The sequence below is a fragment of the Streptomyces sp. NBC_00576 genome (assembly GCF_036345175.1).
Taxonomy (GTDB): Bacteria; Actinomycetota; Actinomycetes; order Streptomycetales; family Streptomycetaceae; genus Streptomyces.
Genome location: NZ_CP107780.1, coordinates 41,092 through 58,396 on the forward strand (window position 1 = coordinate 41,092; position 17,305 = coordinate 58,396).

Below are 17,305 nucleotides of genomic sequence, written 5' to 3' on the forward strand. Positions count from 1 at the left end.
CGTGCCTGGCAGCGGGGGCCGTGTCGTGGGGTTGGCCGGATGCCCGGAGGTGGTCCAGGCGCAGGCGGATCACCGCAGGCTGCTGCACCGCTCCCCCGTCGCTGGTTCGGCGTTCGAGGTTGCGGAAGCGGTCACAGCCTGGTGGTGGGCGCAGGAGTGGCCCGAGGAACGTCTGTGGCCGATGCGGCTGGATGCGGCCATGCCCGCGGGCGAGGATCCGCAGCGGTGGCGGATCCTGGCGCGGGATCTGGTCACCTACCCCGAGACCGTCTCCCTCGCCACGCTTCTGGCAAGCCGGGCCTGGCGGCTCCGTGTCGCTGCTGACGGTGGTGGTCACCTCCCTTACCGGTTGGCTGATGTGCCCTGCGTGCCCGGCGAGCTGGGCCATCGCTTGCGGCGACCGTGGCTCACCGAGCGTCTGGCCGGCTGTACCCACGGAGCGCTGTTTGCCTGGACGTACCAGTGCATCCGTACCGAGGGCGGCAGTGGAGACGACGAACAGCGGCTGTGGCAGGTCCCCTTGGCGCTCCGGCCCCGGCCTCTCGCCGACGTTCTCGCGGGCTACCAGCGTCGGAAGACCGCGGGCACAGAGGGTCTGCCGGCTCAGAAACGGCTGCGGGGTCACAGCGTGCACGCCGAGGGCGCCTTCGCCGCCGGCCTGGCCCACGCGCGCACCTACGCCGCCCAGCACGGCCACCTCGCCACCCAACGCGACACCCGAGTCGGTTCCTTCGCCCTGGGGAAATGGGTGCACAACCAGCAGGCCCACGCCTTGGTCCTGCCTGAAGAAAAGGCCGCCGCCCTCAAGGAGGTGGATCTGTGGTGGAACATCCCCTGGTCGGTGAAGTGGCAGCGCTCCTACTACCGCGCCCGCGACCACGTCAGACGCCACGGCCCCCTCAACGCCGTCGACGGCTTCCCCGACACCCACATGCTGACCGGGGAATGGCTGTACCTGCAGTGCACCGACTACAGCTCACTCCACCCCCAACAACGCCGTCTGCTGGCCGACATCGGCCTCACGGCCCAGGCCGCCGGTAGTGCACGCCCGCGCCGAACGAGCCGGACAGCAGGCATCGATAAGGCTGTTGACTGTGCGCGCGCCTTCGCCGCCGAACACGGATGCCTGGCCCTGGCCACCAAGAACATCTCGTACCAAGGGTTTTTGCTCGGGAAGTGGCTCACTGCCCAGCGTTGCCTCACCCGCCGCCAGGACGAACCCGGCGCGCACCTCCAGGTACTCGACGCGATCGACGTGTGGTGGAACCCGCCGTGGTCCTTGACGTGGCAGCGCACCTGGCACCGGATCCGCGCTCATGCCCGAGACCGGCACCAAGGGGCCGCAGAAAGGAGCTGGCCGGACGGCAGTGACAGCTGGGCCACGTGGCTGTCCGTACAGTGCACCGGTTACAAGCAGTTGCATCCGCTGCAGCAGCGTCTGCTGGCGGAGATCGGCATCACCACCGAGACCGCCGCCGCTTGCCCCCACGAGATCATCGCCCAGCTCTGCGGTACGGGCCCCGGGCTGGCCCACGCGCGCACGTACGCCGCCGCACACGGCCACCTCGCCACGCCCCTGAAAGCTTGTCCTGAGGGGTTTCCGCTGGGCCGGTGGCTGAGCGAACAGCGCCACCAGGCGCGGGAGCACCATCGCAGTACAGGCGGGACATGGCCGGTCAGCACGCTCCTCGCAGCGCTCGACCCCTGGTGGAACCCGACCTGGTCCTTGGAGTGGCAACGCCATTGGACTCGCGTACGCGAGCGGTCAGAGTCCGCGTCCGCAGCCGACGGCGGTGGCACCGGCATTGCGGACCTTGAGAAGGAGCTGGCCGACTGGCTGAGGCGTCAGTGCACCGACTACGGCACACTCCACCCCGAGCAGCACCGCCTGCTGACCAAGATCGGTATCACCGCCGAGACAGCCCGAGCCGCCCAACCACCGGCTCTCCGCGTTGGGCCCGGTCTGCTGGACACCGCGCTCGCACAAGCCTGCACCTACGCGGCCGAATACGGCCATATCGCCGCACCCGTCAGCACCGTCCTCGACGGGTTCCCGCTGGGGAAGTGGCTGGCCTGGCAACGACGACGCGCCGGTCAGGGCCACCTCTCCCCCACCCGGGCCGAAGCCCTGACCCTGATCGATCCGTGGTGGAATCCGCCCTGGCCCCTGCAATGGCAGCAGGCCTACCACCGCCTCCGCACAGCAGCCACGGGTGCCGACGGCGTACCGGCCACGAACCTCCCACGAGGCCTTTGCCGCTGGATCCGTGTCCAGCAGGAGTCCTGGGAGCATCTCCACCCCGGCCAGCAGGACCTCCTGACCGCCCTCGGCATCACACCCGATGCTGTCGTAGGCGAACGACCCGCCCCGGCCACACGCTCCTACCCCGCCAGCCCCGGAATCGACCACGCACGCGCCTACGCCGCCCGACACGGCCACCTCACCCCGGACAAGCACACCCGACAAGACGGCTTCCCCCTCGGCAGATGGCTGGGCCAGCAACGCCGCAAAGCCCGCGCCGGCGTTCTCTCCACCACCACCATTGAGGCGCTCACCGCCCTGGACCCGTGGTGGAACCCACCCTGGCCCTACACCTGGCACCGCACCTGGCAGCAATACCGCCCCGATACCCCACGCGCCACACGATGGATCACCGCCCAGCGCCAGGCATGGCCGCTCCTGCACCCTGCCCAGCAGCAGCTACTGGCAGGTCTCGGCCTCAATCCCGACGGCCCCGGTCCAGCCGCCTCAGACTAGGCCGCGGCCTCAATCCCAGCACCGGGTTGGCCCGCTGTAGGTTCAGCCAGGCCGCTCCTGCTCGCTTTGGTAGGCACGGGCGAGGAGTCCGGCGAGGGCGGCAGCCCGCTCCACGCCATATCGTCCGCTTCCCATTTGGTGAAGCAGCGCACGGCCCACCTGCTCTGGAGGGAAGCCGTTCCTAGCCAGGCCTTGAACGATTTCCTCGAGAGTCGGGGGTCCGGGCCTGTGGGCACGCTCGCTCAAGGTTCCCCGCGCGGCCCCACGCTCCAGCCTGCCCTGGTCTGTTGTGACGGCTGAAGATGTTGGAGTGTCGAAAAGGAGTTGCTGGTCGGTTGGAGCGGCGTCCGCCGATTGCCGAGTCCGTGGTTGGCGGACGTCTCCCGGAAGCAGGTGTTCATCCAGCGGCCTGAGGTCCGGCCTGGCGCGCACCAGAACGCTCTGCCCAAACGGCAAGGTGCCCCATACATAGGTGGCTTGATTGCCTGGTGTTGGAGTTCCTACGGGGGTGAGGGTTCCTAGGCCGGACAAAGCCGGCCCGTTGGGTGTGTGGCCTACGAGGTCGAGTGTGGCTTTGGGAGGGCTCCAGCGCAGAAGGTCTGGGTAGGCGAACGTGGCGGTTTCGCGTCCTCGGGAGATATCCCACATGCGGCGGGCTTCAGAGTCGATGGCGTCGGCGTCTTGTACGGCACCGGGTGGAGGAGCTGCTGTGACAGCGCCGAGGAGAGCGCCGGCCATCGTGGCAATGGTGTCCGTGTCCGAGCCGAGGGTGTTGGCGGCTAGGAGCAGCGCAGCTTCTGGGGAGCTGGCGTAGGCGTATGCGAGCACCGCGGCAAGCACAGTAGTGACTGTGCCTGATCCGCGCGTGGCATCGTCGAAGCCGCCCAGCCGCTCTACCAGGGCCGTGTAGGTCTCCGGGGTAAGAGGTGTTGCGGAGTCAACGGCTTCGAAGGCTGTGCGGCATTCGTCCGCGACCGTGAGGGCAGCTGACCGGAAGTCGGTGCCAGCGGCGTCGGTCCAGGTGGGTAGCCAGAGGTAAGCGAGTTCGTCGTCTTTTGCGATGACGTCCGGTACCTGCTCGAGCCAGTCGATTGCGGGGCGCCATTGCTTGGGACCCGGGAGTTCGTTGGCGTCCAGGGTGTGGGCCAGCAGGACTGCGTGCAGGACGGCGCCGAGGATGCCTCGGGGGTGGCCGTGGGTGCTGACTGCGTTGCGTATGACGTCGCGGGTGATGTGGTCCCAGTTGGTGAGGTCCCGTGCGGACCAGACGTGGGGCTGGATACGCATGGCGGCGCCGTTGCCGCCGATGTCGACGTAGCGGGCGGCTTTGGTGGCGAAGATGTTCTGTGACCACTTGGCCTCGACCCGCATCAAGCCGGTTGCTGCTGCTTTGGTGCCGCGGCCGGCCCCGAGGGCGTATGCCTGCCAGGCGACGACTTCGATCTTCGCGAATGCCTCGGCGTCGAATTCTCCGTCTCCGCGGATGGCGCGGGAAGTGGCAAGACGGAGCTGGGTGTCATCGGAGTACGCGCCCGCTGGCAGGGGCATGTCGCGTCCGTAGCGTCCCCCGATGCGCCTTTTCCAGGGGACGGTGGTGGTGACTTCATCATGTCCGATGCGGCGTTGCACGCCTGCGGTGTCGGTCAGTTCGGTGATGAAGCCGAGTGCGTCTCCGTACGCCGCCCACTGGGCTGAGGCGCGTACTGCCTCCCATTGCATGGCGCTCACCGTAGTCCTTACCTGCCAAACGTGATCGGGTCGACGGAGATGTCGACCTCATCATGTCCGCTGGCGCTGACAATGGCCTCAGCGTTCGCTGCGTCCTCGTCGGTGAGGACGTAGATGTGCTGCAGGTGCTGAGTGGAGACGGCCTGCGGGTAGAGCACTTCGGCCTGGGGATTTGTCGGGAGTTGAGGCGCTCGGTCGTGGCGCAGCATCGTCTTGCTGAAGCCCTTGGGGACTCTGTCGGCGAAGAGGGCTTCGGCTCCGGGTAGGCCCTCCCCGGGGGTGATGCCGTCGTATCCCATGTTGCCTGGGGCGAACAGGACGCCGGGGTGCGTCATGATCACTGGGTCGAAGCTGAGGACTGCCCAGAACAGGTCCTCGTTCGCCCACCAGTCTTCACTGCTGATGCGCAGGAAGCGGTGGTTGGGTTCACTGATGCTGAGGTTCACATAAGACCAGTACTGCGGAGCTTCTCTGCGGATCTTGGTGTTCTGGTGGTAGATGCTTTCCAGGTACTGGTCTTCGGACAGCAGTGCCCGGGCCCTGCAGAGCCGCTGCACGAGGATGCCGAGCAGGCCACGGTTGGTGGTGAAGTGCACCAATTCGGTGATCTTACGTTCCTGGATGAGCGCGTGGATGCCCTCAGGGTGTCCTTCACTACCCGGTATGGCCGGGATCGGTTCTGCCGCGGTCATACGGTCTTCACCTCGTAGGTGTCCGGGTCCATGCAGGCGATGAGGTCGCTGGCCTCGGTGGGCTTGTAGGTGATGGTCAGCGTCTTACGGGCACGTCCGGCGGACATGGCCAACAGGCGCAGGTGGGCGTCTCGTTCGCTGTCACCGGGCTCCGTAGCGTGCGGCATGACTTCGCTGTTGAGTCCGACGATGATCACATGGTCGAACTCCAGGCCCTTAGCGGAGTGCATGGTCGACAGCGCCACGTTCACCGGGCCGGTGGGCCATTCCCCGTTACGCGTGAGCTCGACCCAGGCGAGGCCAGCGGCGGTCAGGCGGGTCTCGACGTAACTGAACCAGCCGCCGCCCTTTGCGTGCAGGATGGCAACGGACTCGTCGTTGTCCGGGCCGAGGTCGTTGAGGAACTGCACAACATGGTCCATCTGCTGGGTGAAGGTGCCCTGGACCAGCAGGGGCTTGTCGCCGTCCCCCTCGCACGAGGACAGATCCGGGATCGCAGCGTCGTCCGTGGTCTCCACGTCGCGCAGCAGCGGGGCCGCGAAGGCGGCGATCTGCCGGGTGTTGCGGAAGTTCTTCGACAGCAGCTTGCTGTTGTGCGACCCCACGCTCAGGCCGACCTCGGCCCAGGTGAATCGCTGGGGGTAGATGCGCTGAGCGGCATCGAGGACGAAGGTGAGCGTGTGCTCGTCGGTGACATGGTTGAGGACGGCACGGACCTGGTTTGCGGAGAAGTCCTGGGCCTCGTCGACGACGATCACGTGGTACGGGTCGTCGGCGCGCTTGGCGGCCATGGCGTTCGCCAGGTCAGCCCAGTCCCAGGCCTGCTGCTCCTTCTTCCATTCCTGGAACGGAACGATCACCTCGTCCAGCAGCCGACGGCGCATCGAGGTCGGCATGCGCGGGGAACGGCCACGGCCCTGACGCTCGCACTCGACATACTCGGCCAGGCGGTCCGGCATGAAGCGGCCCAGGAAGTAGTCCACTTCGGAGCGCACGAAGTCGTTGGACAGCGGCAGGGGCGCAGCCAGGTCGTTCAGTTTCCCGTTGCGCTCGGGCTCCCGGAGGATCCGCTCGTAGGGCACGCGGTCGGTGGCCCACTTGGCGAAGGTGGAGATCGTCAGCTCGACGTCGTTTCCTTTGATCTGTTCCTGGGTGAGTTCCTCAATGTAGCCGCGCAAAGTCTTGTTGTAGGTGAGGACCAGGACCCGGACGGGGCCCTCGATGAAGCCGTCGCGGCGTCGTCGCTGCCAGAAGCCGACGGTGAACTTCAGCCGGTACAGGGCCGTGGTGGTCTTGCCGCTGCCGGCGGCGCCCCGCACGACGAAGACTCCCGGCTTGTGGTTGTTGATCACCGTGAGCTGCTCGCTCGTCGGCTGCGTCGGTCTGAGAACCTTCATCCGCGCGGTCCCTCCCCAAGACTCGCCCCCTGAACCTGATGCCATGTTAGGAGTGGAGGTAGCCAGAAGTACCGAAGATCAGACAGACAGCCTGTCGCACTATTCCGGGCAGCGCCGTTCCGATCACCCATTTGAGTGACAGTCCCGGAACGGGACACCCTGCGATTGCCGGGCTAGCGCGGGCGTCTGCTGGCGCGCGTCACCGGTGCCGAAGCAGAGGCGGCGCTGCAGCCGGAAAGTGCAGGAGTTCGCACTGACACCGGTACATCCGGGTGGCATCCTGACCCGCGTGCGCCCCAACGGACTTATGGATAAACCCAGTTGGGGTTACCTACCGGTTCGCCTGCACGGCAGGACAGGTATGACGTTATGTGGAGTTTGTGATCATCGACAGCAGCCAGGACGGCGGGCAGGCCAGCTTGCCCGCCGTCGCGGGCCGCGCCTGCCGGGTGCCGGAACCGGGCGCGGTGGAGGCCGAGTTCGCCGGGGTGGACGGCACGCCGGTGCAGCGCCGCTGGGCTGAGGCCGCCGTCGCAGTCAGGTTCGAGCAGCTGGCGCCGGTGAAGGCAGGCCGCAGCGGGCGCGGGTGGTCCTGGAGGCGGCATGCGCGCGCGTGGGCTGGACGCACAGGCGGCTTGAGCCGCCTCCAGCGGTGGTGGCGAATCTGCAGTGGCTTGCCGGCTACCGCCACCCACGCAATCGGGGTTCGAAACGTCACGCGCCGCTCTTCAAGCGGGTGGAGCCAGGTGGCCAATATTGAGAGGCATTGAACGACGTCCGAGCCGAGAGGGAGGCCCACGGCCTGGGGAAGTAATGAGACGACGGGCCGAGGACCGGACGGCTGCTGCGAAAACGCCCGCCCGGATCGGCGAACACGAGACCGTGGTGGAGTGACCCAACATCCCGGCCTCCTGCGGACAGCTCCCCTGCAGGGGGAGACAACCTCGTCGCTGATCTGCCGCATCGCGAGCCGCTACGGGATGGAAGCGAAGGTGTTGCGGTCGTGCTGGCAGTGGCGCAACTACCCGCCCACGTACGACGGCGGGGGCGCGCGGGCCGACGCCGAGGTGCTGCTGAACGCGCCCGGACGGCAGCTCCTGGCAGGCCTGTGCCGCGTCGGGGAAGACGTCCTGGCGCGGGCGTTGCCGTCCTGGGGACAGGAGGACGCCAAGCTGTCGGCCGGAAAGAACGGGGTGCCGGCGGCGGCGTGGCGGACCGGGGGCGCGGTCGCCGGACCGGTCGCCTTCGGCTGCCGCCTGTGCGCGGCCCGGCGTACGGGGACGGCCGTGCGGGTGGTGCGGTACGTGCCGCGCTGGGAGCGGGTGTGCGTCCGGCACGGACGGTGGCTCCTGGACGCGGACGCCGACCAGCCCCTGGAGCACTTGGACGTACGCGGCCTGCCGGAGGTGGCCGCGGCGCAGCGGCGGTGGACGGGTGTGGCGCGGCGGGCAGCACGGGCTGGAGTAGAGCCGGAGAGGGTGTTCGCTCTGGCTTATGCGGTGGTAGCCCTGTGGTGGGAGCAGGCCCTCACCTGGGAGCGGGAGACCATCTGGCCGCGGCGGCTGCACCAGGTCGCGGGCGGCAACGCCGGGACGGAACTGGAGCGGTGGCGGATCGTGGGCCGGGACGCGGTCGTCTTCCCCGAGGTGGTGGCCGTCGCCGACGCACTGCTGGACCCGGCCATGGCGCAGCTGGTGTGGAGGGACAGCGGGGCCGGGCGGCCGCGGCCGCTGCCCGCCGACGGGGCGTTCTGCCGCCGACTGGGCGAGCGGGTCGGGCGGGGGTGGCTGGGGCCGCTGGCCGCCACCGACTACGGCGGCCCGCTGACCTCGTGGATGGGCGCCGTCATCCGTATCCGCCGCGGCGCGGGAGGGCCGCCCGGCTACGGCAACGACCCCTGGTGGCTGCGGCAGGAGCACCAGCCCGCCACCATGGCCGGACAGTTGCGCGTCCTGTCCAAGGAACGCAGCGCGCCCGGCTCGGGCACCACGTGGCGCTCTGTGGTGCCGGCCGAGCAACGGGCACTGATCACCAGCCTGGTCAACGACGCCGAAGAGCAGCTGACCCAGTTGCGCGGTGTCCAGTACGGCAAGACCGCCGACGCCGCGCAGCAGTTGCAGCCCTCGCGGCCGGGATGGCCCTGGAGGATCTTGCACGCTGGGCCCGCCTGCCGGCCGATGTCCTGGCCGAAGCACTCCCGGCCCACCGCAACGGGAGGCCAGGAAGGGAACGGTGAGTAAGCGTCAGGAGGCAGGGAAGCGTGTACGGACCGTGATCCGCAGGGCGTACCTCATCGCCCAGCACTCGTGATCAAAATCTGTGAAGCCGCCCGCCGCACCGGCAGGACGGGCTTGACTGGGCGCGTGGGCAGCAAGGACGCAACGGCCGCAGCGGGTGGCCGCTCACAGCGCATGCAGACGGATACCGGATCCGAGTGGGAGGCGGTCTTCGTCGACCCCCTCGGGCAGGTGGTGCAGCAGCGGTGGGCGGACGCGGTTCTCGCGGTGGCCTTCGAGGAGCTGGAGCCGGTGTCGGCGTTCCCGGTGGTGCCGGGGCGGCGGTGGGGGCCCGGTCAGTGGTGGTCGGCCACGACCGGCCGGCATGTGGCGTGCGGGTCGGCCGCGATGCGGGCGCAGCTGATGATGCTGGACCGCGACCCCGATGTGGTCGGCCTGGCCGGGCGGCCGGTCCGTCTGCTGTGGCGGGACGCGCGCGGCCAGGTCCGCTCGTGGGTGCCGCAGCTCTTCGCCCGCCAGCGCGACGGCACCGCCCTGCTGGCCGACTGCCCCAGCCACCCGGAGGCCGGCGGTGAGCGGGCGCAGCGGGCTGCGACGGTCCTGGAGGCGGCGTGCGTGCAGGCCGGCTGGAGCTACCGGCGCCTCGAGCCGCTGGAGATGACGCTTTCGGCGAACCTGAAATGGCTGGCCGGCTACCGCCACCCCCGCAACGCCGGCCGTCCCCCTCTCGCGGCCGCCGTACGCGAGGCATTCGCCCAGCCGCGGCCGCTGATCGAGGGCGCCGAAGCGGTGGGCGACCCGATCGAAGTCCTGCCCGCCGTCTTCCACGCCCTGTGGCACGAACACCTCACTACGCCCCTGGACGTACCGCTGAACGAGCGGGTCCTCGTCAGCACCGGCGCCGACGATGCGAACGGCCGCGGCGGCCCGGGCAGCGGGGATGGACGGTGAGCGTGCGGCGTGGCGGACGGCCGGTGCTGCAGGTCGGAGCGCACGTCCGCTTCCGCGAGAGCACCTGGCAGGTCATCGCTGTGGCGGGCCAGCAGGTCTACCTCGCCGGTGAGACGGGCGAAGACGAGACGGTCGTGGCCGGGCACCTGTTCGCCGACCCGTCCTTCACCATCGTGGGCGCCCAGATGCCCCAGGCCGTGACGCAGTGGGGTCTGTTCGAAACCGCGCCCGAGGACGCGCGGCGCAAGGCGCTGGCCTGGCAGCGGCACATCCGCGAGGTGGAGACCGGCCTGCCCGGCGGGATGGCGGACAGCGGCGGGGTGCCCCGGGCCGAGTACGACCCCGACCGATTCACGCTCGCGCAGCGCGAGGAGGCCAAGGCGGCGGAGCTGACCGCGATCGGTTTCGGACCTGTCTCCCGGACCACGGTGCAGCGCATGCGCCTGGCCTACCGCAAGCAGGGACTGTGGGGGCTGGTCGACCACCGCACCACCCGTCGGCCCGTGCCTACCGGGCGCACCGACGAACGCGTCATCGCTGCCGTCGAGGAAGCGCTGCGCCGCCAGCGCGACCGTTCCAAGGGCACCGTCAAGGGCCTGATGCCCCTGGTCACGCAGATCCTTACCGACCGGTACGGCCGCGGCACCGTGCCCGCCCCCTCCCAGGCCACCTTCTACCGGCTCGTCCACCAACTCGCCAATCCCGCCGAACACCCCCACCGCCCCGCCCGTACCCTTCCCTCCCCCACCGGCGGACGGGCGTTCACCCCGACCGTGGCGCTGCGGCCGGGCGAGCAGGTGCAGGTCGACACCACCCGGCTGGACGTCCTGGCCGTCTTCGACGACGGCACCACCGGCCGGCCCGAACTCACGATCGCCGTCGACGTCGCCACCCGCGCCATCCTCGCCGCCGTCCTGCGCCCCGGCGGCACCAAGGCCGTCGACGCCGCCCTGCTGCTCGCCGAGATGGCCGTCCCCCACCCCGCCCGCCCCGCCTGGCCCGACGCCCTGCGCCTCGCCCACACCCAACTCCCCCAGCTACAGCGGCTGATGGGCCTGGATGAACGCCTTCAGGGCGCAGCCGCCCGGCCGGTGATAGTGCCCGAGACGATCGTCGTGGACCGGGGCAAGATCTACCTGTCCACGGCGTTCAGCGCCGCCTGCGAGACCCTCGGCATCAGCGTCCAGCCCACCCCGCCCCACGCCCCCGCCGCCAAAGGCATCGTCGAGCGCACCTTCGGCACCATCAACGCACTCCTGTGCCAGCACCTGCCCGGCTACACCGGCTCCAACGTCACCCGCCGCGGACCGGACGCCGAAACCGAGGCCTGCTTCAGCGTCGCCCAGCTCCAGGACCTGCTGGACGAATGGCTGATCCACTACCACCACCGCCCCCACGAAGGCCTGCGCCACCCCACCCTGCCCAAGAAGGCCCTCACCCCGAACCAGATGTGGGCCGCGCTCATCGCCGTCGCCGGCCACGTACCCCTCCCGCTGAGCGGCAGCGATTACCTCGAACTGCTGCCGGTGCGCTGGCAGGCCATCACCGAACGCGGCATCCGCGTCGACCACCGCACCTACGACCACGATGTCCTCGCCCCCTACCGCGGCCAGCCCTCCCCGGTCACCGCGCGCGGCGGCAAATGGGAAGTCCACACCAACCCCCACGACGCCCGCCAGGTATGGATCCGCCTGCCCGACGGACACCTGACAGAGATCCCGTGGATCCACCGCGACCACATCCACCAGCCGTTCAACAGCGCCACCTGGCAGCACATCAAAACCGTCACCGCCCGCCACGGCGACCGCGACACCCACGAGGCCGACCTCGCCGACACCCTCGACCAGCTCATGCGCCGCGCCCACACCCGCACCGCCACCCCCGGCGAGCAACACCTCCTCACCCGCACCGCACCGCTGAAAACACCCCCGCCCACGGCCGCCACCCGCCCTCCGGACCCGCAGCAGGCCGACGGCTGGGACGACGACAGCCTCGACGACCTCCCCGACAACGCAGAGCAGACCGACGGCGCGGACGAACCCGGCGACGACACCGCCGACGCCCCCGACCCCGCCCCCTACACCGGCCTCGGTCTCTACGACCCCGCCCAGGAAGCCCTCAACTGGTGACCACCCGCCCGCACATCACCACCGACAGCCCGGCAAGCAAGCCTGCCCGCACACGCGCCGACGGCCCGTGGCCGGACGCCCCTGCCAACGAACCGGAGTGGCCGATCACCACCTGGCAGGGCTGGGAGGACTTCGCCACCACGCCGCCCCGCACCCCGCCCCAGCCCGGCGACGCCCCTCGCAGCACGGAAGAACGCCTCGCCTACCACTCCGCGTTCGTCACCGTCCGCACCCCCGCCATCAGCACCCTCGCCACCCAGGTCCGCACCCTGATGCTGCTCGGCCGCCACCAGCAGACCACCGCCCGGCCCTCACTGATCGTTACCGGCCCCGCCGCAGCCGGGAAAACGACCGCCCTTCTCGAAGTCGGCCGTACCTGCCACCTCGCCCACACCCGCAAACACCCCGCACCACCCGGACGCACCCACCAACAAATACCGGTCGCCTACCTGTTGGTGCCGCCCGGCGCCACCGCCAAGACCCTCGCCACCGAATTCGCCCGCTACCTCGGCATCCCCGTCACCGCCCGCATGACCCAGGCCCAGATCACCAGCGCCGTCTGCCACACCTACACCACCGCCGGCGTCCGCCTGGTCCTCATCGACGAGATCCACCGCCTCAACCCGCGCACGACCACCGGCGCGGAAGCCGCCGACCTGCTGAAAGACCTCACCGAACGCATCAGAGCGACCTTCGTCTACACCGGCATCGACGTCGCCTCAACCCCGCTGTTCGCCGGAGTCCGCGGCGCCCAACTCGCTGGCCGCGCCAGCCTCATCACCTGCGGCCCCCTCCCCGCCCGCCACGGCCAGACCCGGCCCTTCACCGACCTCATCACCGACATGGAGAACGCCCTCGACCTGAACCAGCACCCACCCGGCACACTCCCCCGCCACGCCTCCTACCTCCACCAGCGCACCGCCGGCCGCATCGGCAGCCTCGCCCGCCTCATCCGCCAAGCCGCCATCACCGCCATCTGCGACGGCACCGAACGCATCACCAAGAAAACACTCGACGCCATCCAGCTCGACCACCTCGCCGAAGAAGCCAGACGCCCCCGCACCCGCCAATCACCCACAACGGCATGATGCGGACATGAAGAAGACCACGGACACACCGGCCGGCGAGGAGTTCGCTGCCCTCTGCGGCCGGGTGTGGGACGCCCTGATCCCCGCCCGAACCGGCTACCTGGCCGCCGTCTCACCGCACTACGACGAGGTCTTCCACGACGTCGTACAGCGAACCGAGCACGCAGGCAGCCTCGGCAAGACGGACATCGCAGCCCTGGTGGTCTGGAAACGGCTCTCCGCACAGACCCGGTGGGTGACAGAACTGATGTCCCTGCCCAATATCCACGTGCGAGCGGTCACCGAGCGGGCCGTCACCGCCGTCCGCGACACCACTCTCCCGCGCGGCGAGGCCGCCCGCACAGGGCGCGGCATCATCTGGGAACTGCCCGGCTTCCGCACCGGCGACGCCCTCGCCTCAGCCATCCTCACCGCAGCAGCACCACAGCGGATGGCCGTCTACGACAGCCGCGTCCAACACGCCCTCGACACTCTCGGCCTCCCCCTCACCCCCACACCGGGACGCTACGGCCGCTACCTCCAACTCCTCGACGACCTCCTCCACCACGGCGCAACACGAGCCGACGGCTGGACCGCACGCGACATCGACACCGCCCTGTACTGGACCGGCGCCAACCCGGCACCAAGCCGCTGACCAGCGCAAACACGCACCAGACCTTTAGACACCGAGGACCATCACCAACACCACGCCACCGTTATCAACCAACCACGAATAACCCCAGACCAGAAGCCCCGTCACCACCCCGCCCAGTACCCAGAACGCGCCCTGACGCTTCTCAGGAAACCCCCAACACCCCAGCTCAAGCCGACCTTGCCACACCGACTATGAACCCCGGAATCACAACCCGACGAGCAGCAAGCGAGTCTGCGACTGTGGCTGGTGGAGAAGTCGGGGCACTCGACCAAACTGTTCGAGACACCCTGCGGTGGCCACGAGGGCAGTGAGGCGACGGCGGAGGTCCTCGTCGCCGATGACGCCTTCCATCTGCTGACGAACTGCACTACTGGTGACTTCCGGCCTGCGGACCAGCTCTTCGCCTCGCGTGATGGACGCAGGTGGAAGAAGGAGCCTTTGCCGGACAACGGCAACGAGTTCGACCATCTGGCGCGTAACGGCGACACCATGGTGCTGACCGGTGGCTTGGCCGACGACTCCGTCGAGCACACTACCGAGCCCCACACCTGGTATAGAGAGGGCAACTCCGGGTGGCACACCGGCGCGCCGCTCGACGTGGGGCGTCTGCCGGACGTCGGCGTCGTCCCCCGCAAGAACCAGGAAATGCTCGCCGTCGCACCCGCGGGCAGCGGCTTCGTCGCCATCGGGTCGGCCCGTGCGGCCGACAACTCCGCGGTGGGCGCCCTCTGGTTCTCCGCCGACGGGAAGAAGTGGGCCAAACAACCGACCCGGACCAACGGATTCGACACGTTGAGATCACTGGCCACACTCACCGTGTGGAAGAAGAAGGTCGTGGTTCTCGGTTCCCGCCGGGCCTGGGAAACCTCCGACCCGGCCAATGCCCGCATCTGGATAGGCGACCTCGCCCCCGGCCCCCGCAGCCCCTCCCCCACAGCAACGCCCCGGCCACTGGCACGGTTCGTCGGGACCTGGAGCTGGTCCGGCGCCAGCATCACCATCAAGGACGACGGCTCATTCGACTACCGCTACCTGACCATGGTGCAGTGCTCCGAGCACGCTCCTCCGTGTGACAAGGGCAGCGAAATGGGAGGCAGGGCCTCCGGGGTCCTTCACGAGGGCCGCACTGGTGACGAAGCGGTCGGCACAGTAGTCGAAGCACTCCCCAACACCCCGGCGGGATCATCCATCACGATCAGCCGTGAGCCGTACATGGCCATCGACATCACGATCAACAAGATGGGATACGGCCTGTTCTGTGAGCCAGGCGCGCACCGCTGCGCCGGCCATGTGGGCGGAGAGTGAAGGCTGCAGGAAGGCCTGTCCCGCTGCTCGGTCCGGCATTTTCAACTGCTTGGTTCTGACCGCTCCATGGACGAGGCCGGCCCGTCTGTCTCGTGGACAGTGCCCGAGGAAACGCCCCGGACAGTGGATCTCGTGTGCATCCGGGCCTGCCCGTCAGGGCGTGACACCGGTGGCTGCGTCCCTTCCACAAAAGAGGAGGCCACAAAGGCGGCGACAGGAAGGTACTGTCCCTGCGCCAGAGGCGGTTCGGCAGCCTACGGCCCCTCAGCGAACGAGCGTGATCTCGATCGGGCTATCCGGGCAGTTGCTCAGGATCTGCGAGAGCGCGGCCTTCTCGTCGGGGGCGACGGACAGCTGGTAGCGCGTGTTGTCAGCCACCCAGCCGCCGGCGTACCGGCAGTGATAGCCCTCGAAAGACGGCATCCAGGTCGCGGGGTCCTGGTCGGACTTGGAGCGGTTGGACGCTGCGGAGACGGCGATCAGCGCGCGGGGATCGTCGAGGTCGTTGGCGTAGGCCTCGCGCTCTTTCGCCGTCCACGCCGACCTATCACGACGCTCCGTCACCACCGAATGCGAGACAGGGCCGAACGTTTTACAGTCCCGAATCGGATCGTGCCTTCTGCGTCACGGATCGACTCAGCCGTCGGTCCGCCGGTACAGCGTCCCGTCGCTCCAGATCCGGGAGACCCGGCCCCAGCGCGCCGCGGAGGCCACGTCGGGGAAGAAACCGTGCCCGTTGAGGTTGGCACTGGTGTTGCAGAGCACCGGGACGCCGCTGAGCCGATGGTAGGCGGTCAGCACGGTGAAGAGCAGGTCGTCGTCGCCCGGGCCGACCGTCTGGAGCCGTGCGGTCCCGTCGAGGTGGACGACCGCGGGGATGCGTTCCAACCAGTCCGCCCGTACCTTGTGGTCGAAGAGCATGTGCGGGTCCCGGGTGCCGGGAGAGAAGATCGTCGGGGCCTCGGCCTCCAGGCAGATGGGGGCGACGGGCCGGTAGGGCTCGCGGTCCTTGACGCGGTTCAGCTCGTCCTTCATAGACGCCTTGACCGGGGCCGCCAGAATACTGCGGCCGCCGAGGGCGCGGGGGCCGAGTTCGGCGCGGCCGTGCAGGACCACCACGGGCTCCCCGGACTCGTGGAGGATCCGGGCGAGTTCCTCCGGAGTGCAGTTCCGGGTCGACCAGCCCGCGGGCACCTCGGGTGACGCCGTCAGCGCCGGGCCCAGCCGGGGGTTCCAGGAAAGCGGCCCCAGACCGGTGTGCTGCGCCCTGCCCAGCGCGGCGGCGCCGATGGCCGAACCCGCGTCGTTGGGGAACGGAGGCACCCACACATCGCGGAAGTCCGGCGCCTCGCGCAGCGCACTGTTCCACTTGATGTTCAGCGCGCAGCCGCCGGCGAAGCAGAGGTTCCACGGGCCGTCGCCCTTGGCGGCGCGCACCTTGACGGAGATCCGTTCGACGAGGAGGTCTTCGAGGAAGGCGTGCACGCTGGCCAGCACGTCCTCGTCGCTGGCCCCGTTCTCCTCCGCCCTGGCACGAACCGCTGAGTAGAACTCGTGCACCGGAGGCACGGACTGCTCGAAGAGGCTGCCGTACCCGCCGACGGTCGCGCGGTACTCGACGGCGGCCGGTTCCTCGCTCTCGAAGACGCGGTGGAACTCTTCGCGCAGAATGCTCAGTACACCCTCGTCCGCCTTGCCCAGCGCTATGTAGGCCATGAGTTTGCCGGCCACCGAGAGGTCGTCGACCGTGGGCGACTGGACGGCTTTGCGGAAGGGCCCGAAGTGGTGTCCCGCGATGGCGTACGCGTGCCCGATGAGAGGAAAGAGCTCTCCCAGGTTCTCCACGCCGCCCCGTGGGTCCGTCCAGTACAGACGGGGAAAGAGCCCGCCGTCCCAGACGAGGACGAAGGAGCCCTCATCTCGCTGGGCGAAGGGGCTGGAGACGTAGGCACTCGCCACGTGTCCCGCCGCGTGCGGGTAGCTGGTGTACGCATAGGTCTCGCCGTCCATCGGGTACGTGCCCGAGACGCTGGGCGCGTCGAGCGCCGGGCAGGCCCGCGACTCGCGGTACGGGCCGACCACGACCTCCGTCGGGCTCCCCCGGTCCAGCAGGGCCACCGTTCCGGACACGTCGCCGTCCCAGCCGTCGATGACCCACTCGTCCACGTCCTTCGGCTTGTAGCCGAAGTCGGCCAGAATCCCGGGGATCAAGCTGAAATCGGCAACGGTGCTGTAGCGCAGGCCGTTTCCCAGCTTCTCCATCTCCACGCTGAAAACCAGGCGGTCGTCCTCGATCAGGGCAACGGCGCCATCATGCGTGAGTTTCAACCCGCAGATTATCAACCGTGTCACTCCCTTGGTCAGCATGAGCGTGTACGCGGACATG

General features: G+C 69.1%; 12 protein-coding genes. 7 read left to right on the top strand and 5 right to left on the bottom strand.

From position 1 onward, the window contains the following. Positions 1-25 precede the first annotated feature (25 nt). The gene (locus OG734_RS00210; protein ID WP_330285412.1) at positions 26-2,758 is read left to right on the top strand and encodes a helicase associated domain-containing protein; all 2,733 of its coding nucleotides are present in this window, start codon (positions 26-28) and stop codon (positions 2,756-2,758) included. Positions 2,759-2,800: 42 nt separating this feature from the next. Here OG734_RS00210 and OG734_RS00215 read toward each other — a convergent pair whose 3' ends face one another. Genes OG734_RS00215 through OG734_RS00225 form a run of 3 tightly spaced genes read right to left on the bottom strand, consistent with a single transcriptional unit; the run spans position 2,801 to position 6,575 of the window. After that, positions 2,801-4,477, bottom strand: coding sequence for an ADP-ribosylglycohydrolase family protein (locus tag OG734_RS00215; protein WP_330293514.1), 1,677 nt, complete (start codon positions 4,475-4,477; stop codon positions 2,801-2,803). 17 nt (positions 4,478-4,494) lie between these two features. Continuing rightward, complete coding sequence (locus tag OG734_RS00220) at positions 4,495-5,178, bottom strand: DarT ssDNA thymidine ADP-ribosyltransferase family protein (RefSeq protein ID WP_330285413.1); 684 nt, start codon at positions 5,176-5,178, stop codon at positions 4,495-4,497. Beyond that, complete coding sequence (locus tag OG734_RS00225; RefSeq protein ID WP_330285414.1) at positions 5,175-6,575, bottom strand: 3'-5' exonuclease; 1,401 nt, start codon at positions 6,573-6,575, stop codon at positions 5,175-5,177. The genes OG734_RS00220 and OG734_RS00225 overlap by 4 nt, the downstream gene beginning before the upstream one ends. 890 nt (positions 6,576-7,465) lie before the next feature. Here OG734_RS00225 and OG734_RS00230 point away from each other — a divergent pair. From OG734_RS00230 to OG734_RS00255, 6 genes are all read left to right on the top strand, one after another. After that, on the top strand, positions 7,466-8,815 hold the full coding sequence (locus OG734_RS00230) for a DNA-binding protein (protein ID WP_330285415.1): 1,350 nt from the start codon (positions 7,466-7,468) through the stop codon (positions 8,813-8,815). A 171-nt stretch (positions 8,816-8,986) separates the two neighbouring features. Beyond that, entirely contained in the window at positions 8,987-9,763 is a 777-nt protein-coding gene (locus tag OG734_RS00235; protein WP_330293515.1) for a TnsA-like heteromeric transposase endonuclease subunit, read from the top strand. Beyond that, entirely contained in the window at positions 9,760-11,892 is a 2,133-nt protein-coding gene (locus OG734_RS00240; RefSeq protein ID WP_330285416.1) for a Mu transposase C-terminal domain-containing protein, read from the top strand. The genes OG734_RS00235 and OG734_RS00240 overlap by 4 nt, the downstream gene beginning before the upstream one ends. Positions 11,893-11,996: 104 nt before the next feature. Continuing rightward, positions 11,997-12,980, top strand: a complete 984-nt coding sequence (locus OG734_RS00245; RefSeq protein ID WP_330293516.1) for a TniB family NTP-binding protein — start codon at positions 11,997-11,999, stop codon at positions 12,978-12,980. 7 nt (positions 12,981-12,987) lie between these two features. After that, complete coding sequence (locus tag OG734_RS00250; RefSeq protein WP_330285417.1) at positions 12,988-13,614, top strand: hypothetical protein; 627 nt, start codon at positions 12,988-12,990, stop codon at positions 13,612-13,614. Between the two features lie 246 nt (positions 13,615-13,860). Continuing rightward, positions 13,861-14,919: a hypothetical protein gene (locus OG734_RS00255; RefSeq protein ID WP_330285418.1), complete on the top strand. Its 1,059-nt coding sequence runs from the start codon at positions 13,861-13,863 to the stop codon at positions 14,917-14,919. Positions 14,920-15,183: 264 nt separating this feature from the next. Here OG734_RS00255 and OG734_RS00260 read toward each other — a convergent pair whose 3' ends face one another. Then, positions 15,184-15,483, bottom strand: a complete 300-nt coding sequence (locus OG734_RS00260) for a hypothetical protein (RefSeq protein ID WP_330285419.1) — start codon at positions 15,481-15,483, stop codon at positions 15,184-15,186. A gap of 72 nt (positions 15,484-15,555) precedes the next feature. Further along, positions 15,556-17,304: a carbamoyltransferase N-terminal domain-containing protein gene (locus OG734_RS00265; RefSeq protein ID WP_330285420.1), complete on the bottom strand. Its 1,749-nt coding sequence runs from the start codon at positions 17,302-17,304 to the stop codon at positions 15,556-15,558. Position 17,305: the final 1 nt, after the last annotated feature.

Coding starts and splice junctions, on each gene's coding strand:
- OG734_RS00215 (WP_330293514.1), bottom strand. CDS start 4,477: ATGCAATGGGAGGCAGTACGCGCCTCAGCCCAGTGGGCGGCGTACGGA.
- OG734_RS00220 (WP_330285413.1), bottom strand. CDS start 5,178: ATGACCGCGGCAGAACCGATCCCGGCCATACCGGGTAGTGAAGGACAC.
- OG734_RS00225 (WP_330285414.1), bottom strand. CDS start 6,575: ATGAAGGTTCTCAGACCGACGCAGCCGACGAGCGAGCAGCTCACGGTG.
- OG734_RS00235 (WP_330293515.1), top strand. CDS start 8,987: ATGCAGACGGATACCGGATCCGAGTGGGAGGCGGTCTTCGTCGACCCC.
- OG734_RS00250 (WP_330285417.1), top strand. CDS start 12,988: ATGAAGAAGACCACGGACACACCGGCCGGCGAGGAGTTCGCTGCCCTC.
- OG734_RS00265 (WP_330285420.1), bottom strand. CDS start 17,304: ATGTCCGCGTACACGCTCATGCTGACCAAGGGAGTGACACGGTTGATA.